This window comes from Paenibacillus sp. FSL R5-0486, from assembly GCF_037975155.1.
GTDB lineage: Bacteria > Bacillota > Bacilli > Paenibacillales > Paenibacillaceae > Paenibacillus > Paenibacillus amylolyticus.
In genome coordinates, this window is the sequence record NZ_CP150237.1 from 3,055,629 (window position 1) to 3,080,848 (window position 25,220).

Here is a 25,220-nt window from a genome sequence, read left to right on the forward strand (position 1 = left end):
TGCTGTGTTATTTAAAAACAAAATGATTCCTAATCATGGAAAAAAGATCTTGACTGGTAAGCGTTTTCAATTTATTATAACTTCATAACCTTAACGATAAAGTTTATTTAAACTAAATAACGTAACTTAGATAAAGTTAATTATTATTTATTTAATAATAAAAAAACTTCTATTACCAACGATTTTAGTTAACTTCTTGCCTAGAGCAGGGTTAATTGAAATAAAAAAAACAAATACAGGAGGTTCCAAACGAATGGTTAATCTGAAAAAGTGTACAATCTTCACGATTATTGCTGCTCTCATGTTCATGGTATTAGGGAGTGCAGCCCCCAAAGCATCTGCTGCTACAGGATTTTATGTAAGCGGTAACAAGTTGCATGATTCCACAGGCAAGGCTTTTGTCATGAGAGGTGTTAATCACGGACATTCCTGGTTCAAAAATGATTTGAATACCGCTATCCCTGCAATCGCCAAAACAGGTGCCAATACGGTACGCATAGTTCTTTCGAATGGTAGCCTGTACACCAAAGATGATCTGAACGCTGTTAAAAATATTATTAATGTGGTTAACCAAAATAAAATGATAGCTGTACTCGAGGTGCATGACGCCACAGGGAAAGATGACTATAATTCGTTGGATGCGGTAGTGAACTACTGGATTAGCATTAAGGAAGCTTTGATTGGCAAAGAAGATCGGGTCATCGTCAATATCGCCAATGAATGGTATGGAACGTGGAATGGAAGTGCGTGGGCTGATGGTTACAAAAAAGCCATTCCGAAACTCCGAAATGCGGGAATTAAAAATACGCTAATTGTGGATGCAGCCGGATGGGGACAGTTCCCTCAATCCATCGTGGATTATGGACAAAGTGTATTTGCAACCGATTCTCAGAAAAATACGGTCTTCTCCATTCATATGTATGAGTATGCTGGCAAAGATGCTGCAACGGTCAAAGCCAATATGGAAAATGTGCTGAACAAAGGATTGGCTCTGATCATTGGTGAATTCGGGGGATATCACACAAACGGTGATGTGGACGAGTATGCCATTATGAGATATGGTCAGGAAAAAGGGGTAGGTTGGCTTGCCTGGTCTTGGTACGGAAACAGCTCCGGTCTAAACTATCTGGACATGGCCACAGGTCCGAACGGAAGCTTAACGAGCTTTGGCAACACCGTAGTTAATGATACCTATGGTATTAAAAACACTTCTCAAAAAGCGGGGATTTTCTAATCCGCTGATGAAACAGGAACACTCTGACGTTCACGTCAGGGTGTTTTTTTAATAAAATAGTTCAATCTATAATGACTTTTGAATATTTCCGTTTGGTTTTAAAATATTTTGTTTTCAAAATAAAACAAAGATGTTAAACTCGGATTAGGAATAAAACAAACATTATCGGAGGGAAACAAATGGTACAGAGTTTATGGAATGCATCGCAGGCATCTGAGAAAACAACAGGACTTGAGCAGTTGGTTTACCGATCCAATCTGATTGGGACTGATCGCAGTGTATGTAACATCTACGGTGGTAATACCTCTACCAAAACGACAGTGAAGGATTTTCGTGGTCGTGATGTAGAAGTAATGTATGTGAAGGGAAGCGGCTCTGATCTGGGTTCCATGGAAGCGAAACATTTTACCGGACTTGGGCTCGAAGACATTCGACCATTAATTGAACGTGAATCCATGTCGGATGAAGAGATGGTTGAATATCTGGGACATTGCATGATTGATGCCAAGCACCCGCGCGCCTCTATCGAGACTCTGCTGCATGCGTTTCTTCCATATAAACATGTGGATCATACGCACCCGGATGCCATTATCAGCTTGTGCTGTGCGCATAACGGCAAGGAATTGGCGAGAGAGATCTACGGTGATCGTTTTGTATGGGTACCTTACGTTCGTCCAGGGTTCACCTTATCTAAAATGATTGCTGAAAGCGTATTCTCGAATCCCAATGCCGAACTCGTACTGATGGAAAAACACGGACTTGTGACTTGGGGAGAAACATCCGAGGAATGTTACGCACAAACGATCAAGATTATCAACGAAGCAGAAGCATTCATCGAAGCACGGGTGGATGAAGGAAGTTTGTTTGGTGGTGTGAAACACCCGGCACTTGCAGCAGAGGTTCGTCGTCAGATCGTATCACGTGTAATGCCAACAATTCGTGGAGCGGTATCGGATAGCAAAAAAATGATTTTGTCCTTTGACGATCAAGAGGACGTACTTGCTTTTGTGGGCGGAGCAGATTCACCGGAATTGTCACAGGTAGGTGCAGCTTGCCCGGATCATCTGGTACATACCAAAGTGGTACCTTTGTTCATCGATTGGACACCGGATGCGGAAGATATTGAAGGCTTAAAAGCCAAGCTGGTAGAAGGTGTCGCGGCCTACAAAGAGCAATATCAGCAGTATTTTGAGAGCAACAAAAACGAAGGTGACGTCATGTTCGAAGCCGCACCACGCGTTATCCTCATTCCAGGTGTGGGCATGATCAATACAGGCAAGAGCTGGGCGCTTTCCCAAGTAAGCGGAGCGTTGTATCACAGAGCCATTGCCGTTATGCGTGGAGCTACTAGCCTGGGTCAATTCGTATCACTCAGTGCAAATGAATCTTACAATGTGGAGTACTGGCCGCTGGAATTGTACAAATTGTCTTTGGCTCCAGCAGAAACCGAGTTCTCCCGTAAAGTGGCGTTTATTACAGGCGGCGCAGGCGGGATCGGAAGTGAAACAGCACGCAGATTGGTATCTGAAGGCGCACATGTGGTGCTTGCTGATCTCAACCTGGAGGGCGCACAGAAAGTAGCACAGGAAATCAATGATCAGTACGGTGCGAATCGTGCTTATGCGCTGAAAATGGACGTCACCGATGAGGAAGCCGTTCAATCTGCTTATGCTGATGTTGCGGTGCAGTATGGCGGAGTGGATATCATCGTGAACAATGCCGGATTGGCGACATCCAGCCCATTTGACGAAACGTCCCTGAAAGAATGGAACCTGAATATGAATGTTCTGGGTACAGGGTATTTCCTCGTGGCTCGTGAAGCGTTCAAGCTGATGAAACAGCAGGGTATTGGGGGAAGCATGGTATTTATCGGGTCCAAGAACTCGGTGTATGCAGGTAAGAGTGCTTCTGCTTACAGTTCAGCGAAAGCGCTGGAAGCGCATCTGGCACGTTGTATTGCAGCAGAAGGTGGAGAGTATGGCATTCGTGTCAACACGATTCTTCCAGATGCCATTCTACAGGGTTCAGCGATCTGGAACGGTTCCTGGAGAAACGAACGTGCAGCGGCATATGGAATTGAACCGGATCAATTGGAAGAGTATTATCGCAAACGGACGACATTGCTCGTGAATATCTATCCAAGAGATATTGCGGAAGGAATCGCATTCTTTGCTTCTTCGAAATCCGAAAAAACAACCGGTTGTATGATGACCATTGATGGCGGAGTACCGGCAGCATTTACACGTTAAAATAGGGGGTTCTTGCGGATGGATAACCAAGTCAAGCAAGCGTATGAAGCAGCCAAGGCATTGTATGCCCAGCACGGAATTGATACGGACGAGGTACTGAACAAACTCGCGGAAATCAAAGTTTCCGTACACTGCTGGCAAGGCGACGATGTCAAAGGATTTCTGAATAAAGATGGGGAGTTAACAGGTGGTATTTCCGTTACAGGTCAATATCCGGGGGCTGCGACCACACCTGTAGAGCTTCGTAACGATCTGGAGCAAGCTTTTGCTCTGATTCCCGGCAAACATAAGGTCAATCTACACGCGATCTACACGGATACAGACGAGCAGGTTGAACTGGATCAGATTGAGCCAAAGCATTATGAGAACTGGGTAAAATGGGCTAAAGAACAAGGACTCGGTCTGGACTTCAACCCAACATGTTTTTCCCATGAAAAATCAAGTGACGGGTTCACGCTCAGTCATCCAGACCCTGAAATTCGCAAGTTCTGGATTGATCACTGCAAGGCATCCCGCCGGATTGGTGCTTATTTCGGGGAACAGCTTGGTCAGACTTGTGTAACCAATGTATGGGTACCGGACGGATTCAAGGATAATCCGGTTGATCGGTTGACACCACGCAAACGTCTCAAAGAATCGCTGGATGAAGTATTCGGCGAACCACTTAACCCGGAGCACAACCTGGACGCGGTAGAGAGTAAGCTGTTTGGTCTGGGTTCGGAAGCATATGTGGTGGGTTCTCATGAATTCTATATGGGTTACGGTTTGCAAAATGATACGTTAATCTGCCTGGATGCGGGTCATTTCCATCCTACAGAGGTTATTTCCAATAAACTGTCGTCCTTGTCTTTGTTTACAAGCGGCATCCTGCTTCACGTAAGCCGCCCGATGCGTTGGGATAGTGACCATGTGGTAATCATGGACGATGAGCTGCTGGAAATTGCCCGTGAACTGGTTCGACATGATCTGCTTGCGACCACACATATTGGACTGGATTTCTTTGATGCAAGTATTAACCGTGTAGCTGCATGGGTTGTGGGTACTCGTAACACGATCAAAGCTCTTCTGCGTGCGATGCTCGAACCAGTGGATTCCTTGAAACAAGCCGAATTGGAAGGGGATTACACGTTGCGCCTTGCCTTAACGGAAGAGTTCAAATCCTATCCGTTTGGCGCGATCTGGGACTACTATTGTGCTCAGCAAGGCGTTCCAGTCCGTGAAAAGTGGATCACCGATATCAAAACCTATGAACAAGACGTATTACTACAGCGTGATAAATCATTGGTTTAACCGCATTTATTTTTCGTATAAACCACTATGGAATGAAAATTCCATGGTGGTTTTTTGGCATAATCACGCTGTAATGCATAACTGAGGCGATTGCTCCCATACTAGGAATATAGATCCGTATCGTATACGATTGCCACGCAGAGGAGGAATAATAGAGTTGAATCTAGCCCACAACAAACTGTATATCGCTGCACTTGGCGGCGTGAATGAAATAGGAAAGAATATGTATTTCATCCAGTACCATCAGGACATCATCGTGATTGACTGTGGTTCGAAGTTTCCTGATGAGACCTTGCCTGGAATTGATCTGATCATTCCGGATGTAACGTATCTGCTGGAGAACCTGGATAAAGTAAGGGGTCTTGTGGTTACCCATGGACATGAAGATCACATTGGTGGCATTCCCTATTTGTTAAAACAAATGAACATCCCGGTGTATGCATCTAGGCTCACTCGTGGGCTGATCGAACTTAAACTGAGAGAGCATGGGTTGCTACGCAAAGCCGACTTGCATACGATCGATGCTCATTCCAGCATTACGCTGGGAGGGATCGAGGTTTCTTTTTTTGCAACCAGCCATAGTATACCGGATTGTCTTGGTATCTTTTTTCAGACCCGAGCAGGCAATGTTGTGCATACCGGAGATTTCAAATTTGATATGTCGCCTGTACATGGACCTTTCCCAGATCTGCACCGTATGGCCGAGATTGGCAAACAGGGTGTCCATATTTTGCTCTCCGAGAGTACCAATGCAGAAAGACCCGGATTTACACCTTCTGAGCGTGTTGTGGGGGATCACATTCTGGATGCCTTTATCCGTGCAAAACAAAAAGTATTCATCTCGACCTTTGCGTCGAATGTCAGCAGGGTACAGCAGATTGTGAATGCAGCATTCGAGACGGGCCGCAAACTGGCACTGTTGGGCAGAAGTATGGTGAATGTGGTATCGGTGGCCAGTGAATTGGGGTATTTGCAAGTTCCTGATGGATTGTTGATTGAAGCTATCGATTCGGATCAGTTTCCACCAGAACAAGTTGTTGTATTATGCACCGGTAGCCAGGGAGAAGCGATGGCAGCATTGTCACGTTTGGCATCCGGTAAACATCCTCACGTAAGAATTAACGCCGGGGACACGGTCATTATTGCTGCCGGAGCCATTCCGGGCAATGAACGAAATCTTGCACATGTAATTGATAACCTGTATGTTCTCGGAGCACGTGTGATATATGGTTCAAGTGGTGTAGCTGGGATGCATGTATCGGGACACGGCAGTCAGGAAGAACTCAAACTGATGTTAACCCTGATGAAACCGGATTATCTGATTCCGATCCACGGTGAGTTTCGCATGTTGTATCAACACAGACTGCTTGCTGAATCCGTAGGTATAGAGCGTGATCATGTGTTTATCGTGAATAATGGGGATATGGTCCAGTACAAAGACGGCATTGCTTCGTTAGGTCCCAAAGTTGCATCAGGAAATAGTCTCGTAGATGGTCTGATCATGGGTGATGTCGGCAATATTGTACTTCGCGACCGCAGGCAACTGTCCTCCGATGGCATGCTGGTGATCGTGACTACACTGAGCAAAACGGAAAAACAGATGGTCACGTCACCCGAAATTATCTCTAGAGGGTTTGTATTTGTTAAGGATTCGGAAGAATTCATGCATGAGATTCATGAGCTGGTTCTAAACCGGATGGGTGAGTTGACCGGGGCTGGGGTGAATCAGTGGAATGTGATCAAAAGAAAGCTGAAAGACGAGATTGGTCACTATATTTACGCTCAAACAAAGAGAAGACCTATGATCTTGCCTATTATTATTGAGGTTTGAAGGGGAATTATGGTACTATCCAGTCAAATCCGATAGCATGGGTAAAGAGGGCCTCACTGGCATATCGCTGGTGGAGCCTTCTAGATTATAATTCTATTTACAGATGCAGTTATTCATCTTATAATAGAACATGTGTTCCCTTTTGTTGGTGGGGTAGTTCATTTATCTTAGGTAAAAAGATATAATTTTGCAGGAAAATGCCTCCTTTTGTTGAATATTGTAGGTAAATAAAAGGAGGTTTTTTGATGGCGAGAAAATATGTTAGATTTAATTACTTTGAGGTTAAACTGGTTCCCGCCAAAGAAGCGTTTAAAAAGCAGATTGCTGAAGTTGAGCGAGAGGATATTACTTTTTCCTCAGCAGATCTGTGGGATATGACGGAGTTTTTGAATTTTCTTGATTCCAACAAAGAAAATTTTGATACTTCTGTTTTATTAGGAGACGAACGGGGAGAACTAGAACCAGGTTCTATCATTTACACCGAGAAATATAAAACCTATGGTTTTCAGCTATCTAAACTGGTTGATACGAATATTCCATCCAAGAAGAAAATCGGGAAGATCAAAGAAGAAATAATGCTAGAAGATGATGAATTTATAGGTCACTTTGTAACCATAATATATGATGACGTGCACAAAGTTGTAATGGTGCAGTCAAATCTATATGGTTTAAGCACGATTCAAATTGAGCAGTATCTGACAGAGATGCGATTAAAATTCTTGGATGAGAAGGGTTATGAGGATGATGAGATTTTGGCAGTTAGGTTAACTCCAATTCTTGATCATACCAAGCTAAAATCAGCTCTTCAAGCAGATTATTATAGGAAACTACGAATCAAAGGTTCTGATATTTCCCTTGATTCTGCCCTTGACGGCGATAGTTTAATCAGTGATGCAAGACGAACACTGTTTAAGATGCAAGGTGTAAACATCGAAATTACTGTATCACTTGGAGTCGCTGAGAAAACAGCTAGCTTAGACGAAGCGGCGGTAAGAGAAGTTCTAAGTGAATTTCAAAATATACCTGCAGATCAGAGACCAAAAATTGAGTTAACAATGAAAGAAGACGAAGAAGCTCCGATTGAGGTTATTAACCTTATCGAGCCCAGGATGACAGACAGAATTTCTGTTGAGATTGAACCAAGAAAGACTATCGGACATGAGTTTCTCCACGGGAAAATGCTTGAAAAGTACATTACACGTAGATCGGATATCAGGAGAGTCCTGGGAATAGTCTAATAATAAGAGGTGAAGAATTTGGCCGAAGGTAAAAAAGTGTCAGAAAAATTATTCGAGAAAGTGGAGGACACTTGGATCAAACATTCGTTTTTGATTTGTGTCGGACTCGGTATTTTATCGGGTATTTTGCACTACTTCGGCCTACTCACAAATGTAAGAACTGTAGCGGGCAGTGTAGTAAGCTTTGCTTCTATAGTTATTGGGGTGTCTGGAGTGTTTCTTACACTTATCATAACTCTCCAAGAAAGTCCGGCTTTCTCCAGATTAAGAGAATTTTTCCCAACATTTCAGAAAAGTTTATATACAAGTCTGAAAAGTCAAATCTCATACGGTTTGATAGTTGTTATACTGTCTATTATTATTACCGCTTTACCACCAGCGCCTTTTAAGATATTAGCTTCCATAGGTGTCACGACTTGGTTTTATTTCTTTTGGTATATGTCATTGGGCTCTTTTTACTCAGTAAAACTCATAACAGATATTATCGTAAAAAATTTCGATATACCCAAAAGGAACTCAAGGAGATAATTATTATTCTCATAAGAGATTCAAACATGAAAAAACGATCCAAACCTAAAATTAAGGACTGGATCGTTTTCTTATTTACTCAATTTGTACAGGCAATACTGAATTAACGAAACACTATCGGCTGCCGCGCGTTCAATTAATTGCCGATGCAGACTCTTTGGAATCCTCAAATTGAATTTACCACTGTAATCGTCCTCACCAATCGGCTCAGGAATGACGTCACCGTATTCCAGCTTTACCGTTAAATATCCCTCCATGGCCTCCCAAACGCTCTAGTATGCTTTCTCAAAGGTATCATTTTTTTTGTGGCACCCATCTAATTCCGCAACAGTTGCGAAGAAATAATCACCGCTCTCGTCTTTAATGGGTCTGATTTGTATCGTATACGGCAGGGTCATATAGTACACTAAATCCTTATTTTCCATCAGTTTTCGAATAGGATATGATGAGAATCTAGGAAAGGGAAGGTGTTACACCCCCTTCCGGTCCAGTACTTCTTTGACTTTCGTCGCCTTTAGTGGTTGTTCCTTTTTGATGGTTACCAATTCTCCTGCTTGGTTTCGGAAATGAAAGTGCGAATCGTTGCTTCTAACTAATCCGCAACTGTGATGCCGGAGTCTAAAGTTATCATATTGGATTCTACTGGGGAATATGAAGAAGCGTTCTTTTCTTGCACTGATGGCCCGAACAAACGTATACTCCATCAGGCTTTTGTGGTTGGTTAACATTGTAATCGATATTGTACTAGACCCAGTTGAATCCAATTCCCTATCGGTTTGCGTTTCGAAGTATAATAAAAGGTAAACTATATGAATTGAACTAAACATTCACACGAGAACGTAGAGGATAGAAAGAACCTGAAGAAGCGGAGCGTTCGCCTTTATCTCCGGATGTTCACCTTTGAAAAAGTAAATCAAAACATCTGGGGATAACAGCGATCGGAAGGTTGTTCTGTCATCGGAGTGGTAAGTGTGAATATTCTTGAGTTCAATTTATATAGCTAATAGAAACAAGAGGAGTCTTTATGAATAAAACGATTTCTGATATCGCTCAGATGGCAGGTGTGGCAAAAAGCACGGTCTCTCGCTTCCTGAATGGCGGATCGGTTAGTGAGGATACACGCCAGAAGATTGAGCGCATTATCAAACAATACAACTATGTTCCCAATACATTTGCACAGAGTCTGAAGGCTAAGAAGACCAGTATCATCGGTACGGTTGTGCCACGTCTTGATTCTTTTGCAACATCACAGACATTGATCGGAATTGATGAAGAACTGCGGAGTAATCAGTATCAGATGCTGATCGCAAACACGAGTCAGGACATGCAACGCGAGATTGATGCCATCTATGATTTTGCACGACAGAAGGTATCGGGTATTATTCTGCTGGCTGCTGAAGTGACCGAAGCACATCTGAAGGCCGTTGAGGATATACGGATTCCGGTGTTATTGGTGGGACAGCAGCATGAGCAACTGCACAGTTTGGTTCACAATGATGATCAGGCAGGTTATGAGATGGGCAGATATGTCGTCGAACAGGGTCACCGCAAGATCGTGTATATGGGGGTTAGCGAGAGGGATCGGGCGGTAGGAATCTATCGTAAACAAGGGTTCCAGCGAGCAATCGCCGAGTGTGGTGGATGTGAAGTGAAGTATTATGAGACAAGCTTCAAGATGTCTGAAGCCATCGTTACTGCTGAAGCCATTCTGAAAGAAATCACACCAACGATCATCGTGGGGGCCACGGATAATATCGCACTGGGTGTGATGAAGATTGCATTCTCCAATAAAATCCGCATACCGCAAGATTTGTCTGTTACGGGATTTGGCGGATATGATATTACGGAGATGATTCATCCCACGCTGACGACGGTGAAATACCATTATTTACAGGCGGGCAAAGTAGCGGCGAATCACATTATTCGACTGGTCAAAGGCGAGTCGGTGGAGGAACGAACAACACTGGACGTAGAACTAATTCCTCGAGAAAGCGTTGACAAATTATAAAAACATCCTTTATGATAATTCCATCGAACCGGTTCCATTATGAATATCCAATACGGATATGCGAATACGGGCAGGCATTAGTGCCATATGGAATTATTTTTTTGCGCCTAATGGAACCGGTTCCTATATTTTGAATGGAGAACAGCTATGAAAATGACTAGAGAGCAACGCTACAGACGAATTGAGCAAGCAGAGCCTGGAGAGATTGCGAAGCTTGAAGCACAGATATCCGTATGTCCTTGGAGACAAAGTTATCACATTCAGCCGATAACAGGTCTACTTAATGATCCTAACGGCTTTGCATATTATCAAGGCTATTATCATCTGTTCTATCAGTGGTTTCCACTTGGGACAGAACATGGCATGAAATACTGGTATCATACCCGCTCGAAGAATCTGGTGAACTGGGAAAATGTCGGGATTGGAATCGAACCGGGTGGCAGGTATGACTCACACGGAGCTTATTCCGGCAGTGCGATTGAAAAAGACGGCAAGCTGCACTTGCTGTACACGGGCAATACCAGAGATGAGGATTGGGTCAGACATCCGTATCAATGCTTGGCAGTTATGGATGAAAGCGGTTCAGTAACCAAACTGAATGATCCCGTGATCTCGTCTGTGCCAGCCGGATACACGGAACACTTCAGAGATCCCAAGGTGTGGAAACAAGGAGACACGTATTATTGTGTAATTGGTGCGCAGAGAACAGACGAGACGGGATGTACAGTGCTGTATCGCTCCTTTGATGTGAACAACTGGGAGTTCCTTGGTGAAATTCGTACGCAATTAACCTCCTTTGGTTACATGTGGGAGTGCCCGGATTATATGGAGATGGACGGGAAAGGTGTACTTGTCTTTTCCCCGCAAGGCTTAGATGCAGCGGGAGATCATTATCAGAATATTTTTCAATCCGGTTATCTGATCGGTGAGCCGCTCAATCTTCAGACGAGAGAGTTCAATCATGATGAATTTCAGGAGTTGGATCGTGGATTCGACTTCTATGCGCCGCAGACGATGCAGGGCCCGGACGGAAGACGTATTCTGGTTGGATGGATGGGACTTCCCGATCTGGAATATCCAACAGACGATAGTGGCTGGGCTCATTGCCTGACCATTCCTCGGCAATTGTCATTCCGTGACGGTAAGTTAATTCAACAACCGGTTGAAGAGATGGTCCAATTACGTCAGCAGGATAAAGGTACACATGTTCGCGCAACAATTGATAATGAGAGTCGATCTTTCACTGGTTTTAATGGGATTGCCTATGAACTGATATGTGAGATAGGCCATATAGAAGCAGAGGTTGTAGGCATCGAATTCCGGGCAAATGGAACTGAAAAAACGGTTCTTCTGTATGATCGGATTCAGCAGAAAGTTGTCTTGGATCGGACCATGTCTGGTACCGAGCTGGCAGAGCAGAATGGCGTTGTACGGCAGTGCACACTTACTGCGGAAGTGATTAAGTTCCATCTGTTCGTAGATTCGTCCTCGGTCGAGATCTTTGTGAACGATGGGGAAGAGGTCTTTACCAGCCGCATTTTCCCAAGCCGGGACAGCGTGGACATTCGTTTCTTTGCACGCGGAGGCAAAGCTGATTTTGAAGCAACTCAATGGAATTATTAAGTATTACGTGAGAGGAATGAGATAACATGTCGGAGAATCAACGGATTGCCCAAGAAGTCATTCATGCCATCGGGGGCAAAGAGAATATCGCATCATTTGCACATTGTGCAACTCGTCTTCGCATCATGGTGAAAGATAAAGAAAAGATTGATCAGAAAACGGTCGAGAATATTGAGAAGGTGAAAGGCGCCTTTTTCAACTCAGGTCAATATCAGATTATCTTTGGTACGGGAACAGTGAATCGAATCTTTGAAGAGGTTGAGAAGCTGGGCATCGAAGGAACGTCCAAGGAAGATGTGAAGAGTCAGGGGAAAAAAGAAGGAAATGCTTTTCAACGGGCTATCCGCACGTTTGGTGACGTATTTGTACCCATCATTCCCGTACTGGTAGCTACAGGACTGTTCATGGGATTGCGCGGATTACTTACCCAGAATGAAATTCTGGCGTTATTCGGTGCAACACCGGATGATATCTCGGCCAATTTCCTGTTGTTCACTCAAATCCTGACGGATACCGCATTTGCATTTCTACCTGCACTTGTAGCGTGGTCCGCATTCCGCGTATTTGGCGGAAGTCCAGTACTTGGTATCGTACTGGGGCTAATGCTGGTCAATCCTGCATTACCCAATGCTTACGCGGTGGCAGATGGATCAGCACAGCCGCTGCATATGTTCGGTTTTATACCTGTCGTGGGTTATCAAGGTTCGGTTCTGCCCGCGTTCTTTGTAGGTTTGATTGGAGCCAAGTTTGAGAAGGTACTAAGAAGACGGGTACCCGAGGCACTGGATTTAATTCTGACTCCTTTTATTACGTTGACAGTCATGATTACGCTTGGACTTTTCGCCATTGGTCCCGTATTCCATTCCCTAGAAGAGTGGGTGCTGCATGGAACAACTGCCGTATTGGATCTGCCGTTTGGAATCGCAGGTATTATCATTGGATTCTTCCATCAGATTATTGTCGTTACCGGTGTACATCACATCTTTAATTTCCTGGAGATTCAGCTACTGGAGAAAACGGGATTCAATCCGTTCAACGCCATCATTACCTGTGCCATGGCAGCACAAGGAGCGGCTTGTCTCGCAGTCGGTCTGAAGACCAAAAATATGAAACTCAAAGCACTCGCATTACCTTCTTCCTTGTCCGCATTTCTGGGCATTACGGAGCCAGCGATCTTCGGAGTTAACTTGCGTTATATGAAACCATTTATTATGGGACTTGTTGGTGGTGGTGTAGGTGGTTTCATCGCTTCCTTGTTCCATCTGCAGGGTACAGGCATGGCTGTAACGGTTATTCCCGGTACACTGCTCTATCTGAACAGCCAACTGCCGTTGTATATCTTGTCCAACGTGGTTGCCATGGCGATTGCATTTGCACTTACCTGGTTCTTCGGATATAAGGATCAACCGGTCGCAGAAGAATCGGTGAGCCATGAGAACAGTGGAGTAACATCAACTGAACTTAAAGCAGAGGAATTTAATCCGCGTATTAATTCAGTTACCGATGCCGTTACAAGCAATCGTCCTAAGGTAGATTTTCTCGAAATCGCTTCGCCAATGAACGGTACCGTCGTTGCTCTGGAGCAGGTTCCTGACCCGGCGTTCTCGGAAAAACATATGGGTGAGGGCGTTGGCATCGAGCCATCAGAAGGCAAAGTATATGCACCGTTTGATGGTGTCATCGCACATGTCATGAACAAGAGTAAACATGCGGTGATTCTGGAGCATGAGACAGGTGCACAGATGTTGGTTCATATCGGAATTAATACGGTTGGACTGAAAGGAAACGGTTTTACCGCACATGTGAATAGCGGAGATCGTGTAACTGCAGGTCAATTGTTGATCGAATTTGACATGGATGTCATTCAGGCTGCGGGTCTACCTTTGATTACACCTGTGTTGATCCCAAGTGGAAACGAAGCGATAGCAACTGTTACAGTAGCCTCAACCGGTCGTGTGCAAGCCAATGGAGAAGCGGTACTGATAGTGAAATTTACTGAGCCACAATAGTGGCACATTAAAAGGGAAATGGTAGAGATGTAACTCTCCCGTTTCCCTTTTTTTGTGTATAATCGTATGAAATTAAAGAAACAGATCATCAATAATATAATTAAATAAAAAGTTCTAGTACACGAGGCAGCACCAGTTTACGGTTATCCAATCGACGCCCTATGAAAAACAAACGTTAATCGTGATCCTACAGGCCAGCGTGACGTTTCAGTCGCTCTGCAATCTGCATCAGATCTTCTGCGGATATCCCTGGCGCAAATTCTTCCGGCAGATCAGGTAGCTCAGGCACTGGCCCCCCATACCCCGGCAAGCCTGCAAAAGCCTCCAGTTTACCGCCATCGGTTGGGTGTGTTCCTTTCCAGATCTGGGCAATGCCCTGATAATCCTTGTCACTAAACGTGTACAGTCTGCGGTGCTCGCCCATGGCTTCCCATTTACGTGTCGTTTCAAAAGCTTTATTATCCAGTTTTGGAATAGGAAACATCTTTGTTACATCCACACCCGTTGCAATTTCCAGTGCCTTGGCATACGCCAGAACGTGCACACCGCCGCGAACAAGCAGATAACCTGTCATTTCTCGGGCTGTTTTGTTGTCCGTCATTTCGTAGACTCTCATTTTGTGAGTTCTGGCTCCGCATTCAAGAAAGAAATTATGCAGCAGATCAAAGATCAGATTGCCACTGCTCACGACATATGAACCATTCCAGGGTCTTCCCATGGAGTCATACGGGAGCGCTGTCTGGGCCGATTCGATAAAGTGTGACGTCATCCGTGCATCTTTACCAACACGCAGTGGTGTGGAGTCTGGGTCACCTGGTGATGTTGAACCTTCAAGCATGAGGTTAATCGTATTGGCGACAAGTTCGACATGGCCGAATTCCTCCGCAGTAATACTTGCAACAATGTCATAAAATGGACGCAGCTTGGATCTACCTCTGAAATTAAATGACTGAAACATATAGTTATTTAATGTTGACATTTCCCCGAACTTTCCACCAAGCAACTCCTGAACTGCACTAGCTCCATTAGGGTCCGGATTATTGGATATGGGTAGTTCGATGGCAAGACGGTCTACACGTTTAAACATGACATTTCCCCCTCAATCCTAGTTAGTGTAAAGGTATGAAGGGCCACTTGTACGTTATTCAATCAATTGTGAAACAAAAACAAAACGTTCTGCCAGAGCTTAAAGCTCTGTACAGAACGTTAGATGAGTTCTTATTTGGAAGTTACGCCAACAACGCTGGTTCCATTTTTCGTGATTTTGTACGTCAGCACATCTCCATTCCAGAAATGGAACTTAAGCGTGACTTCGCCATCATTGGTTTCATTGAAGAAGTTAGGTTTCAGCTCAATCACATTACGTTCGTAATCTGGGCTAAATGTGTAGGAGAATTCTTTGAACGAAGTCCAGTTCTGTGGACCAGCGTTTTCTCCGTTTGCATATGTTGCTTCCATCGTTGCCAGTTGGTTCCCGTTAAACGTAGTCGGAATGGCAAATGCACTGGTTGTACCTGTTGCATCGTTCAACTTAGGTGTGTCATATTTAATGATATTGAAGTTCCAGTCAGCACCTTCATTGAATCCAGCCGTGAGTGTGGCATTTACGCCCAAATCACCAGAGGTTGTCAATTTGGTTAACAGATTGGATTTAAACGTAAGCACATCTTTTTTGATCGTATAGTCTTTACCTCTTACAAGAGGGGTAGTGCCATTTTTCAACGAATTGAATTTGTTCCCATTCAGATTGAGTTTTACCTTCTTATCTTGAATGGCTTCATTTTGTTTAAGATATACGAGATCCGTTTCGGCTGTGGATGAGCGACCTGTCCAGCTGGCTTTCATGGTATCAAATAATTCCTGATCAGACCAAGTAAAACTTGTGCGTCCGAAGTGTTGTCCGTTATCCCACAACATCGTTGTCATCTGTTTTTGACGCAGATATTGTCCAACAAATTCGAAGAATTTCAGTTTTTCGCCTTGCTCAATGACACCTGTGTGTTGGTCAAAACCAAGCAAGCCATACTCACCAACGATAACCGGAATGCCTTTCGCTGTAAAAGCATTGTATACTCGATCAAAAGTGTCGGTAACGTCCTTCTGTACTTCCTCGTTATACTTGGTGTAACCTGCGATGTTCACACTGAATGGCCAGAACCCGTAGTAGTGAACGGTTGCAATAATATTGCTGTCATTCAATTTTTGGATGGTTTTATTCAGTTCATCCAGATCAGGCTGAGCGGAAGAGGTATGCATCGTTGGAAGTACAAGTGGACGTGTCTCGTTGTTTCCACCCGAAGTTCTTACGATCTTGTGAAAAGAAGTATTCAACTCGTCCAGCATGCGGTATCCAATCGCTGCATCTGTTGTGCCACCTTCGGAGAAACGTGGTTCGTTAACACTTTCAAACACAAGCTTATCGGATGAATCCTTGAATTTGTCCGCAATCTGAGTCCAAGCAGCGTTGTAACGTGCAAGCACATTGTCATGGTCTTTCTCCATGTAACTGATCCAGCGCCAGGAATCATGGTGAAGATTGATCATGACGTAGAGATCCGCATCAAGGGCCCAGTTTACTACTTCTTGAACCCGATCCATGTAAGCGGAATCAATTGTGTAGTCGGGTGCGTCACCGATGTGGGCTTCCCAGGTCACAGGAATACGGATACTGTTGTAGCCCTCATCTGCGATCGACTGAATTAGTTCCTTCGTAATGCGCGGGTTGCCCCAGGCTGTCTCATCTTCACCAACGGCGTCAAGAGAGTTACCCAGATTCCAGCCAGGCTCCATGGCGTTCACGTAGGTCTGCATTTTGCTTGGAGCGGGTGAGGTATTGGCCTGTTCGCTGTTGTCAGTTGCAGCTGAAGCCATAGCCGAGGAGAATAGAGATAGAATCAGGGCAGTCACAAGCGTAAGAGATAGGACTGATTTGCGGTTTTTTTTCATTAATATAGTCTCCTTCGAATAGAGAATGGTTGAACGTGAATAGCGGTTAAGCAGGGTGAAAATAGAGCTCAACGCAAACAAAAATTCACTTGTTTAATACTGGAATCACCACCGATTTATGTACTGAAAGCGTTTTCGTAATTTACTATATCATGATTTAATATTGGACAATACCTGCACAATTGGAATAAAAATCATGTGAAAATCAGTGATTTTGTCATATGAATAGATTGTGTAATGAGCGTTTATTTCATTGGAAATGAAAATCATATGGTTGCTTTTGAACGATAATTAGATTTAAATACCCTGGGAGGGATCTAATATGAAACTGGATGCACATCAACATTTCTGGGAATACAATGCCGCCGAGTACGGATGGATTGGCGAAGAGATGAAAGCCATTCGTCAATCTTTTCTTCCGGAAGATCTTGAACCTTTATTGGTGCAATCAGGACTGGATGGATGTATTGCGGTACAAGCCAGACAATCACTGACAGAAACCGAGTGGCTTCTGCAGTTGGCAGATCAGCATGAATGTATCAAAGGTGTTGTCGGATGGGTGGACCTTTGTTCGGATGAAGTTCGGAATCAGCTTGAATTGTTCGCGTCCAATCCGTATCTGAAGGGCGTACGTCATGTCATACAGGATGAACCTGATCTGAAGTATGTATTGAGAGAAGACTTTCAGCGCGGAATTTCATTGCTTAAGGAGTATGATTTGGCCTATGATCTGTTGGTGTCCAAGGAGCAACTGCCTTATGCCGTTGAACTGGTTAAGGCGTTTCCTGAACAGCGATTTGTACTTGATCATCTAGCCAAACCCGACATAAAATCAGGTATACTCTCACCCTGGAAAGAAGCGCTTGAGTCATTGGCCGCACAACCCAATGCGTACTGTAAACTTTCAGGGATGGTGACGGAAGCAGACTGGGCAAATTGGACTCCAAAGGATTTTACAGCCTATCTGAATATCGCCATAGAAGCCTTTGGTGCAGAACGGTTAATGTTCGGGTCCGACTGGCCCGTGAGCAACGTTTCAGCTCCATATTCTGAAGTATTCGGTCTCATTATAAGTCACATTAATGGCCTACCTATACTAGATCAACAGATGATTCTTGGCGGCACATGTGCTGCGTTCTATCAAATATCGTAGTGGGCAATCCGAAGCTAAACCGGTTTCAAGAAGTTGACAACTGTTCTGATTCTTGCTAAAGTTTTATCCAATCCGCATAATCATGATCTGGGAATGTTACCGATATGGGCATAACCTGAGCTGGCTTGTTTACACGTAATCGTGTACCCAGGCTGGTTCGGGTTTTTTCTATTTTGTCTTTTTAATATTCTAACGATTTGAGCGGGTAGCTGAATTACATATTTGGAAGGAGAATGATGATGACGAATTTTAAGTTTCCCAAAGAGTTTCTGTGGGGCGGAGCCATTGCTGCCAATCAGGCGGAGGGCGCGTATCTGGAAGATGGCAAAGGGCTGAGTATTGTTGACTTGCTGCCAACAGGAGAGAACCGCAGAAGTATTATGAAAGGCAATGTTCCAGCTTTTACGCCGCTTGCTACCGAGTTCTATCCTTCGCATGAAGCAATCGATTTTTATCACCGTTACCCTGAAGACATTGCTTTATTTGCAGAAATGGGATTCAAAGCACTGCGTGTCTCCATTGCTTGGGCACGGATTTTCCCGACAGGAGAAGATGCACAGCCAAATGAAGCCGGATTACAATTTTACGATAACCTATTTGATGAATTGTTGAAAAACGGCATTGAACCTGTGGTTACATTGGCTCACTTTGATGTGCCTGTGCATCTGATCGAGAAGTATGGCAGCTGGAGAAGTCGTGAACTGGTAACTCTTTTCGAGACTTACGCTACAACGGTATTCACTCGGTACAAAGACAAGGTGAAATACTGGATGACATTTAATGAGATCAACATGCTGTTACATCTTCCGTTCCTTGGGGCGGGGCTGGCGTTTAATGAAGGGGATAACATCAAGGAAATTCAATATCAGGCTGCTCACCACCAACTGGTTGCAAGTGCACTGGCAGTCAAGGCATGTCATGAGATTATTCCTGGTGCAATGATTGGGTGTATGCTCGCCGCAGGAAGCTTCTATCCGTATACTTGTAATCCGGAAGATGTGTTCCAGGGCATGGAAAAAGATAGAGAGTCCTATTTCTTCATCGATGTGCAGTCACGTGGGGAATATCCGGGTTATGCCAAACGTTTCTTCAAAGATCACGAGTTGAACATTGTTATGCAGCCGGGTGATGCGGAAATCTTGAAGAATCATACCGTAGATTATATCGGGTTCAGTTATTATTCAAGTCGTACAACCAGCACCGATCCGGAAGTTATCAAAAATATGACCAGTGGTAATGTATTTGGCTCGGTAGCCAATCCATATCTGGCGAAGTCCGAGTGGGGCTGGACGATTGATCCTAAAGGATTCCGTATTACCGCCAATCAACTACATGATCGTTATCAGAAGCCGCTGTTTGTTGTTGAGAATGGATTTGGTGCCAATGACGAGGTTACACCGGAAGATGAAGTGGATGATGCGTACCGGATTGACTACTTGAAACGACATGTAGCTGAAATGGGTGAGGCCATTCAGGATGGCGTTAACATCATTGGTTACACCAGCTGGGGACCTATTGATATTGTAAGTGCCTCCTCAGGTGAGATGAGAAAACGTTATGGCTACATTTACGTGGATCGTAATAATGAAGGTCAAGGTGAGCTGACACGACTGAAGAAGAAGAGTTTTGAGTGGTACAAAAATGTGATCGAATCCAACGGAACAAACCTGGGTGACGCGTAATTTATATTTTTCTGAATTAAAATGGTCTTGTACGGCAATAAAACATCGGAAGTTTCATCTATATAAATTGAACTAAACATTTACACAAAGCGGAGAGGACAGAAAAAATCTGGGGATAACAGCGATCGGAAGCTTGTTCTGTCATCGGAGTAGCTAGTGTAAATATTCTCTAATTCAATTTATATAACCATGGGACTTCCGATTGTCCTCACATTGAAAGCGTTGACATATAGTCAGGTTCGCGCTATACTTGACGCAATTATATCGTTTCTGGGATTGTTACTACTCGAAGTAGGCAAAACCTAAGCACCAAAAAAAGCAGACCACCATGTCTTGTTTATTTTGTGATGCTTCAGGTTTTTTTTGTATGCCCAAAAGACGATGTATAACTGCCAAGAGAGTGGAACGTGACGGGGGGATTGAATTGAAAATAGCAAAGGTTATCAACAATAACGTCATTAGCATCTATCAGGCGGATGGAGCAGAGCTTGTGGTGATGGGACGTGGGATTGCCTTTAAGAAAAAGCCGGGGGATAAAGTAGACGAGACCCGCATCCAGAAAGTATTTGCATTGAAAAACAAACAAACATCCGATAATTTCAAAATGCTGCTGCGCGAAGTTCCAATGGAACTAATTGAAATTGTGGAAGAGATCATCACGTATGCGCGTGAGAATCTGGGCCGAAAGCTGAATGAGAACATCTATGTATCTCTTACAGATCATATTAACTTCGCGATTGAACGTTATCGGGAAGGCGTGGAGATCAAGAACGCATTAATGTGGGAGATCAAACAGTTGTATAAGTCCGAATTCGAACTGGGCCTCAGGACGCTGGAACAGATCAACACCCGAATGAATATTGAGCTTCCACCCGATGAAGCCGCTTTTATTGCCCTTCATATTGTTAACGCAGAGATGAACGAAGAAGTTATTACAACGATGAATATTACGAAGTTTATCCAACAGATTATTAATATAGCGAAATATCATTTCAAAATGGAATTTGATGAGGACTCTCTCAGTTATTTTCGCTTTATCACACATCTGAAGTTCTTCTCCCAGCGTGTGCTCAGTGGTACGCATTATGACAACAACTATGATCATTTCTATGACATGATTAAGGAGAAACATCCGGATGCCGCAGCGTGTACGGAGAAAATTGAGTTGTTTGTCAAAAAGGAATACAACCATGAGTTGACCAATGAAGAAAAATTGTATCTGACGGTTCATATCGAACGAGTGGTTAATCGATAATATTTAAATGTTGACAAAAATGGTTTAATTATAATAATATGTGATTAACAGGAATTTAATACGATTTAACTGGGATTGTTACTGGTTATGCAGGCAAAACCTAAGTCATGAGAAGGTCAGGACCATTGTGTCCCCTTGCTCAAGGCTTAGGTTTTTTGCGTGCAAAAAAATCGGTAAGAGGCCTGTTTGAGAAAAAGTGGGGGTGCAGATCATGGGTCAAGAGAAACTGGCCAAAGAGATTGTAGAACTGGTTGGCGGTGAGAAAAATGTGGAATCGCTGGTTCATTGTGCAACACGGTTACGGTTTGTATTGAAGGATGATGCCAAGGCAGACAAAGCCAAACTGGAGAAAACAGAAGGCATCATCGCAGTCAAAGAAAACGGAGGACAGTTTCAGGTGGTTGTTGGTAACAAGGTGCCTGAAGTCTATAGTGCCATTGGACAGATCAGTAACATTCTGGACGATTCGTCAGATAAAGAAAAACCTCGCAAAGCAGCCAAAGGGCTCGGGGGGATTATCGATATCATATCCAGCATCTTTGCACCACTTCTGGGTGTTATGGCGGGAGCCGGTATTCTAAAAGGGTTATTGTTGATTGCGAGCAATATTGGATGGCTGGAAACGACAGAAACAACATATACGATCTTGTATGCAGCAGCAGATAGTCTCTTCTATTTCCTGCCTCTGTTGTTAGCGGTTACAACAGCACGTAAATTCCAGGGAAATATGTTTGTCGCGATGACGATTGCAGGAGCACTGATCTATCCGTCCATCGTCGCGTTGAAATCAGAGGGAACACCAACGGATTTCTTCGGTATCCCTGTCATCTTGATGAACTATTCATCTACTGTTATTCCTATTATTTTAGCTGTCATTGTTATGAGCAAGTTGGAGAAATTCTTTAATAAAACACTTCACGATAGTGTGAAAAACTTTGTTACGCCATTATTTTTGCTAGTGATTATGGTACCTCTGACATTGCTTGTATTTGGACCATTTGGCGTATACGTTGGTAATGGAATTGCAGCTGGACTGGTTGCCGCATTTGGATTCAGTCCATTGCTCGCAGGAGCTGTTATGGGTGCAAGCTGGCAGCTGCTCGTTATTTTCGGAATACACTGGGGTCTGATTCCAGTATTTATTAATAACGTTGCAGTGTATGGACAGGATGGTGTTAAACCAGCTGCCACGGCTTCGATCTTTGCCCAAACGGGTGCTGCTTTTGGGGTTATGTTGAAAACCAAGAACAAAAAACTGAAAACATTGGCGGGATCATCCACGTTGACGGCTCTGTTCGGTATTACGGAACCGGCTATCTATGGGGTAACATTACCACTGAAACGCCCATTCATTGCAGGAGTAATCGGTGGTGCAGTTGGTGGAGCTATCATTGGTCAAGCGGGCACATTGGCATTTGCATCTGGCGCACCGGGACTACTGACCTTGCCAATCTTCTACGGACCAGGCGGACAAGGTTTCCCAGGATTGATTCTGGGTATCGTAGTATCGTTTGTTGTTTCGGCTGTACTGACGTACATCATGGGCTTCAAAGATCCGGTTGAAGAAGAAACAAAATCCGAATCTACGACATCCGCTCAGCAATCTGTTCGTGCAACGAATGCTTCGGACGAAAATGTATTTAGCCCAATCGAAGGAACGATTGTTGAATTGTCGGAAGTTCCAGATCCGGCCTTTGCATCGGGAGCAATGGGTAAAGGGATTGCGATTGAGCCAACTGTGGGCAGAGTTGTAGCGCCTTTTGACGGCACAGTTACCGTTGCATTCAAGAAAAAACATGCCTTGGCTGTAGTATCAGACACCGGTGCTGAGATATTAGTTCACGTGGGAGTTGATACCGTTAAATTGGACGGGCAGCATTTTGTCTCCCATATCAAGGAAGGTGATCGGGTCCAAGCGGGAGATCTGTTGCTTGAATTCAATATTGCACAGATTAAGGCTGCTGGTTATCATACGGTAACGCCAATTATAGTAACCAACTCAGCCAACTACGAAGAAGTGATTCCGCAGGCTACAGGTCAGGTTAGTAGCCAAGAGCTTCTATTAAAATTAAGTAGCGGTAATGTTCAGGAACAAAAGTAGATTGATGTACTAATCCGAGGGTGTAGTGTTTTCATGGTTCCGTTGACATGGTGGAATTGGAAAATTATAATTGGAATTGTACATCTATACATCATAATGAAAGGTGGATTATTGAACATGACACATGCAATGAGACTGCGCTTCCTTCCTTTGAATCGGTAATTGAATACGTTCAAAGGCTCTGACTATTGGTTCAGAGTAAACGGGATCAGTCTGTCATTTTCAATCATCCTGACCTTAAGATAAGTGTTATACTCGCTTTCCCGTTTACGTTGAATCACAGGCCGTGGCCTGTGATTCTTTGTTTTTCTTCTGATTATCTATATCAGTTAAATAATTAGGTAAAGGCGCTCAATACAGACTACTGGAGGTAACCGCTATGATGACGTTACTGTTCTATTGATACGAGCTGGCACGGCAAGCTCGTATCGATAGAAGCGTGCTTCGCTATCGATACGAAATAAATCTTATTTCGGAGGTAGCGAATATGGAAAAGATATGTTTTGAATTAGAACAGGTTGAGATGACCTATATGGATAAAGTAATACTGAACATTGAGCGACTGGCTGTGCATCAACTGGATCGCATTGGTGTAGTGGGTGGTAATGGTCAGGGTAAAAGTACATTGTTGAAACTCATTGCGGGACAGATCCAGCCAACAGTCGGAAAGGTAAAACGTTTTGCAGAGTTTGGTTATTTGGAACAAGTGGAACCGCCCCAGTCTAACGAAAGTATCGAAGTTGACGGGGCTTTACTCAGTAAATTAGCGATACCTCAACACGATCAGCCATGGAGTGGTGGAGAACAGACCCGTCTAAAACTGGCTCAAATGTTCACTCATTATCATGAAGTACTGTTACTGGATGAACCAACGACACACCTGGATCAAGAAGGCATTACATTTTTGCTGGATGAATTGCGTTATTATTATGGGGCGCTTGTGCTGATCAGTCATGATCGTGCGGTTCTGGATGAACTGGTGACCACGATCTGGGAAATCCATCAAGGTGAGGTTCGCGTATATTCCGGCAACTATAGTGATTATCAGGCACAGAAGAGGCTGGAGCGTGAACAACAAAACCAGGCCCATGAGCAGTTTTCCAAGGAGAAAAGACGATTGGAGCTGGCCGCCCGTGAAAAAATGAAGAAAGCCGAGAAAATAACGCAGGCCGGAAGCATGTCCAAAAAAGAATCCAAGGCAAAAACAAACCGTATGGTTGAAACCAAATCCAAAGGCACCAGTCAAAAAGCGGTCCACCGCGCAGCCAAAGCGATTGAACAGCGTATGCAACAACTTCACGAGGTACAAGCGGTGCAAGAGGATCGGCCTATGATCTTCCGTCAGCCAAAGACACTGGAGCTGCACAATCGATTTCCGATTATGGCAGATCGCCTTACACTTGAGGTGGATGGAAACATATTGTTGGAGGATGTAAGTTTTCAAATTCCATTAAAACAAAAAATAGCGATAACCGGAGCCAATGGCAGTGGGAAAAGCACATTGCTTAACCATGTTTTCCATGTCGGAGATCAGATCACAATGTCTCCAAAAGCAAAGCTCGGTTATTTTCAGCAAATGAGCTATCGTTTCACGACAAAAGAGACCGTATTACAATTCCTGAAAAATCGTTCGGAATATGAGGAATCAGAGCTCAGAAGTGCGTTGCATGCGATGCAGTTTACAGGTAATGACTTGCTGAAGAATGTTGGGACATTAAGCGGAGGAGAAGCGATTCGTCTTCAATTATGTCATTTGTTTCTTGGACAATATAACATTCTATTGTTGGATGAGCCAACGAACTTTCTTGATATGCATGCATTGGAAGCGTTGGAGCGTTTTATTAAAGCGTATGAAGGAACGATTCTGTATGTATCTCATGATCAGAGGTTTATTGAAAATACAGCGGATCAACAATTTCAGATTACAGAGCGTCAATTAATTCAGGTGAATATTTAAGTTGAACTAAAGAATATTTACACGGATCACTCCGATGACAGAACAATCTTAGAGGAAGAGAAGTAACGAAAACCGCCAAAGTGATTTTGGCGGTTTCGTCGTTTTCAAAGATAGGC

17 protein-coding genes are annotated in these 25,220 nt (G+C 43.9%); 14 read left to right on the plus strand and 3 right to left on the minus strand.

Features of this window, described 5'->3' with window-relative positions; translation table 11 throughout:
* Positions 1-253: 253 nt before the first annotated feature.
* The 6 genes from MKY01_RS13780 to MKY01_RS13805 all read left to right on the plus strand — a co-directional run bounded on the left by MKY01_RS13780 (position 254) and on the right by MKY01_RS13805 (position 8,370).
* Positions 254-1,234, plus strand: a complete 981-nt coding sequence (locus MKY01_RS13780) for a glycoside hydrolase family 5 protein (RefSeq protein ID WP_339286648.1) — start codon at positions 254-256, stop codon at positions 1,232-1,234.
* A gap of 179 nt (positions 1,235-1,413) precedes the next feature.
* Entirely contained in the window at positions 1,414-3,483 is a 2,070-nt protein-coding gene (locus MKY01_RS13785; protein WP_339286650.1) for a bifunctional aldolase/short-chain dehydrogenase, read from the plus strand.
* Positions 3,484-3,501: 18 nt separating this feature from the next.
* Positions 3,502-4,773, plus strand: coding sequence for an L-rhamnose isomerase (gene rhaA / locus MKY01_RS13790; RefSeq protein ID WP_339286652.1), 1,272 nt, complete (start codon positions 3,502-3,504; stop codon positions 4,771-4,773).
* Positions 4,774-4,930: 157 nt separating this feature from the next.
* Entirely contained in the window at positions 4,931-6,604 is a 1,674-nt protein-coding gene (locus tag MKY01_RS13795; RefSeq protein WP_339286654.1) for a ribonuclease J, read from the plus strand.
* Positions 6,605-6,849: 245 nt separating this feature from the next.
* Complete coding sequence (locus MKY01_RS13800; RefSeq protein WP_339286656.1) at positions 6,850-7,842, plus strand: DUF6731 family protein; 993 nt, start codon at positions 6,850-6,852, stop codon at positions 7,840-7,842.
* Positions 7,843-7,860: 18 nt separating this feature from the next.
* Positions 7,861-8,370, plus strand: coding sequence for a hypothetical protein (locus MKY01_RS13805; protein ID WP_339286658.1), 510 nt, complete (start codon positions 7,861-7,863; stop codon positions 8,368-8,370).
* 71 nt (positions 8,371-8,441) lie between these two features.
* Here the strand turns inward: MKY01_RS13805 and MKY01_RS13810 are convergent, their stop codons facing one another.
* On the minus strand, positions 8,442-8,627 hold the full coding sequence (locus MKY01_RS13810) for a toxin-antitoxin system HicB family antitoxin (RefSeq protein WP_339286659.1): 186 nt from the start codon (positions 8,625-8,627) through the stop codon (positions 8,442-8,444).
* A 767-nt stretch (positions 8,628-9,394) separates the two neighbouring features.
* Here MKY01_RS13810 and MKY01_RS13815 point away from each other — a divergent pair.
* From MKY01_RS13815 to MKY01_RS13825, 3 genes are all read left to right on the plus strand, one after another.
* Complete coding sequence (locus MKY01_RS13815; RefSeq protein WP_339286661.1) at positions 9,395-10,378, plus strand: LacI family DNA-binding transcriptional regulator; 984 nt, start codon at positions 9,395-9,397, stop codon at positions 10,376-10,378.
* Positions 10,379-10,525: 147 nt separating this feature from the next.
* Entirely contained in the window at positions 10,526-12,001 is a 1,476-nt protein-coding gene (locus MKY01_RS13820; RefSeq protein ID WP_339286663.1) for a sucrose-6-phosphate hydrolase, read from the plus strand.
* A gap of 26 nt (positions 12,002-12,027) precedes the next feature.
* A complete protein-coding gene (locus tag MKY01_RS13825) occupies positions 12,028-14,010 on the plus strand; it encodes a sucrose-specific PTS transporter subunit IIBC (RefSeq protein ID WP_339286665.1) in 1,983 nt (660 codons plus the stop codon).
* Positions 14,011-14,197: 187 nt separating this feature from the next.
* On the opposite strand, the gene MKY01_RS13830 is transcribed toward MKY01_RS13825, so the two are convergent.
* Together MKY01_RS13830 and MKY01_RS13835 are read right to left on the minus strand one after the other, a co-directional pair.
* Complete coding sequence (locus MKY01_RS13830; protein WP_282321597.1) at positions 14,198-15,097, minus strand: manganese catalase family protein; 900 nt, start codon at positions 15,095-15,097, stop codon at positions 14,198-14,200.
* 131 nt (positions 15,098-15,228) lie between these two features.
* The gene (locus MKY01_RS13835) at positions 15,229-16,956 is read right to left on the minus strand and encodes a cellulase family glycosylhydrolase (protein WP_339286668.1); all 1,728 of its coding nucleotides are present in this window, start codon (positions 16,954-16,956) and stop codon (positions 15,229-15,231) included.
* 322 nt (positions 16,957-17,278) lie between these two features.
* Here MKY01_RS13835 and MKY01_RS13840 point away from each other — a divergent pair, with 322 nt between their 5' ends.
* From MKY01_RS13840 to abc-f, 5 genes are all read left to right on the plus strand, one after another.
* Positions 17,279-18,109 (plus strand): amidohydrolase family protein, encoded by an 831-nt coding sequence (locus tag MKY01_RS13840; RefSeq protein WP_339286670.1) that lies wholly within the window; start codon positions 17,279-17,281, stop codon positions 18,107-18,109.
* Between the two features lie 239 nt (positions 18,110-18,348).
* Positions 18,349-19,791: a 6-phospho-beta-glucosidase gene (locus MKY01_RS13845; protein WP_339287162.1), complete on the plus strand. Its 1,443-nt coding sequence runs from the start codon at positions 18,349-18,351 to the stop codon at positions 19,789-19,791.
* A 424-nt stretch (positions 19,792-20,215) separates the two neighbouring features.
* On the plus strand, positions 20,216-21,046 hold the full coding sequence (locus tag MKY01_RS13850; RefSeq protein ID WP_047842771.1) for a PRD domain-containing protein: 831 nt from the start codon (positions 20,216-20,218) through the stop codon (positions 21,044-21,046).
* Between the two features lie 211 nt (positions 21,047-21,257).
* A complete protein-coding gene (locus MKY01_RS13855) occupies positions 21,258-23,147 on the plus strand; it encodes a beta-glucoside-specific PTS transporter subunit IIABC (protein WP_339286671.1) in 1,890 nt (629 codons plus the stop codon).
* A gap of 487 nt (positions 23,148-23,634) precedes the next feature.
* The gene (gene abc-f, locus MKY01_RS13860; protein ID WP_339286672.1) at positions 23,635-25,104 is read left to right on the plus strand and encodes an ABC-F type ribosomal protection protein; all 1,470 of its coding nucleotides are present in this window, start codon (positions 23,635-23,637) and stop codon (positions 25,102-25,104) included.
* Positions 25,105-25,220: the final 116 nt, after the last annotated feature.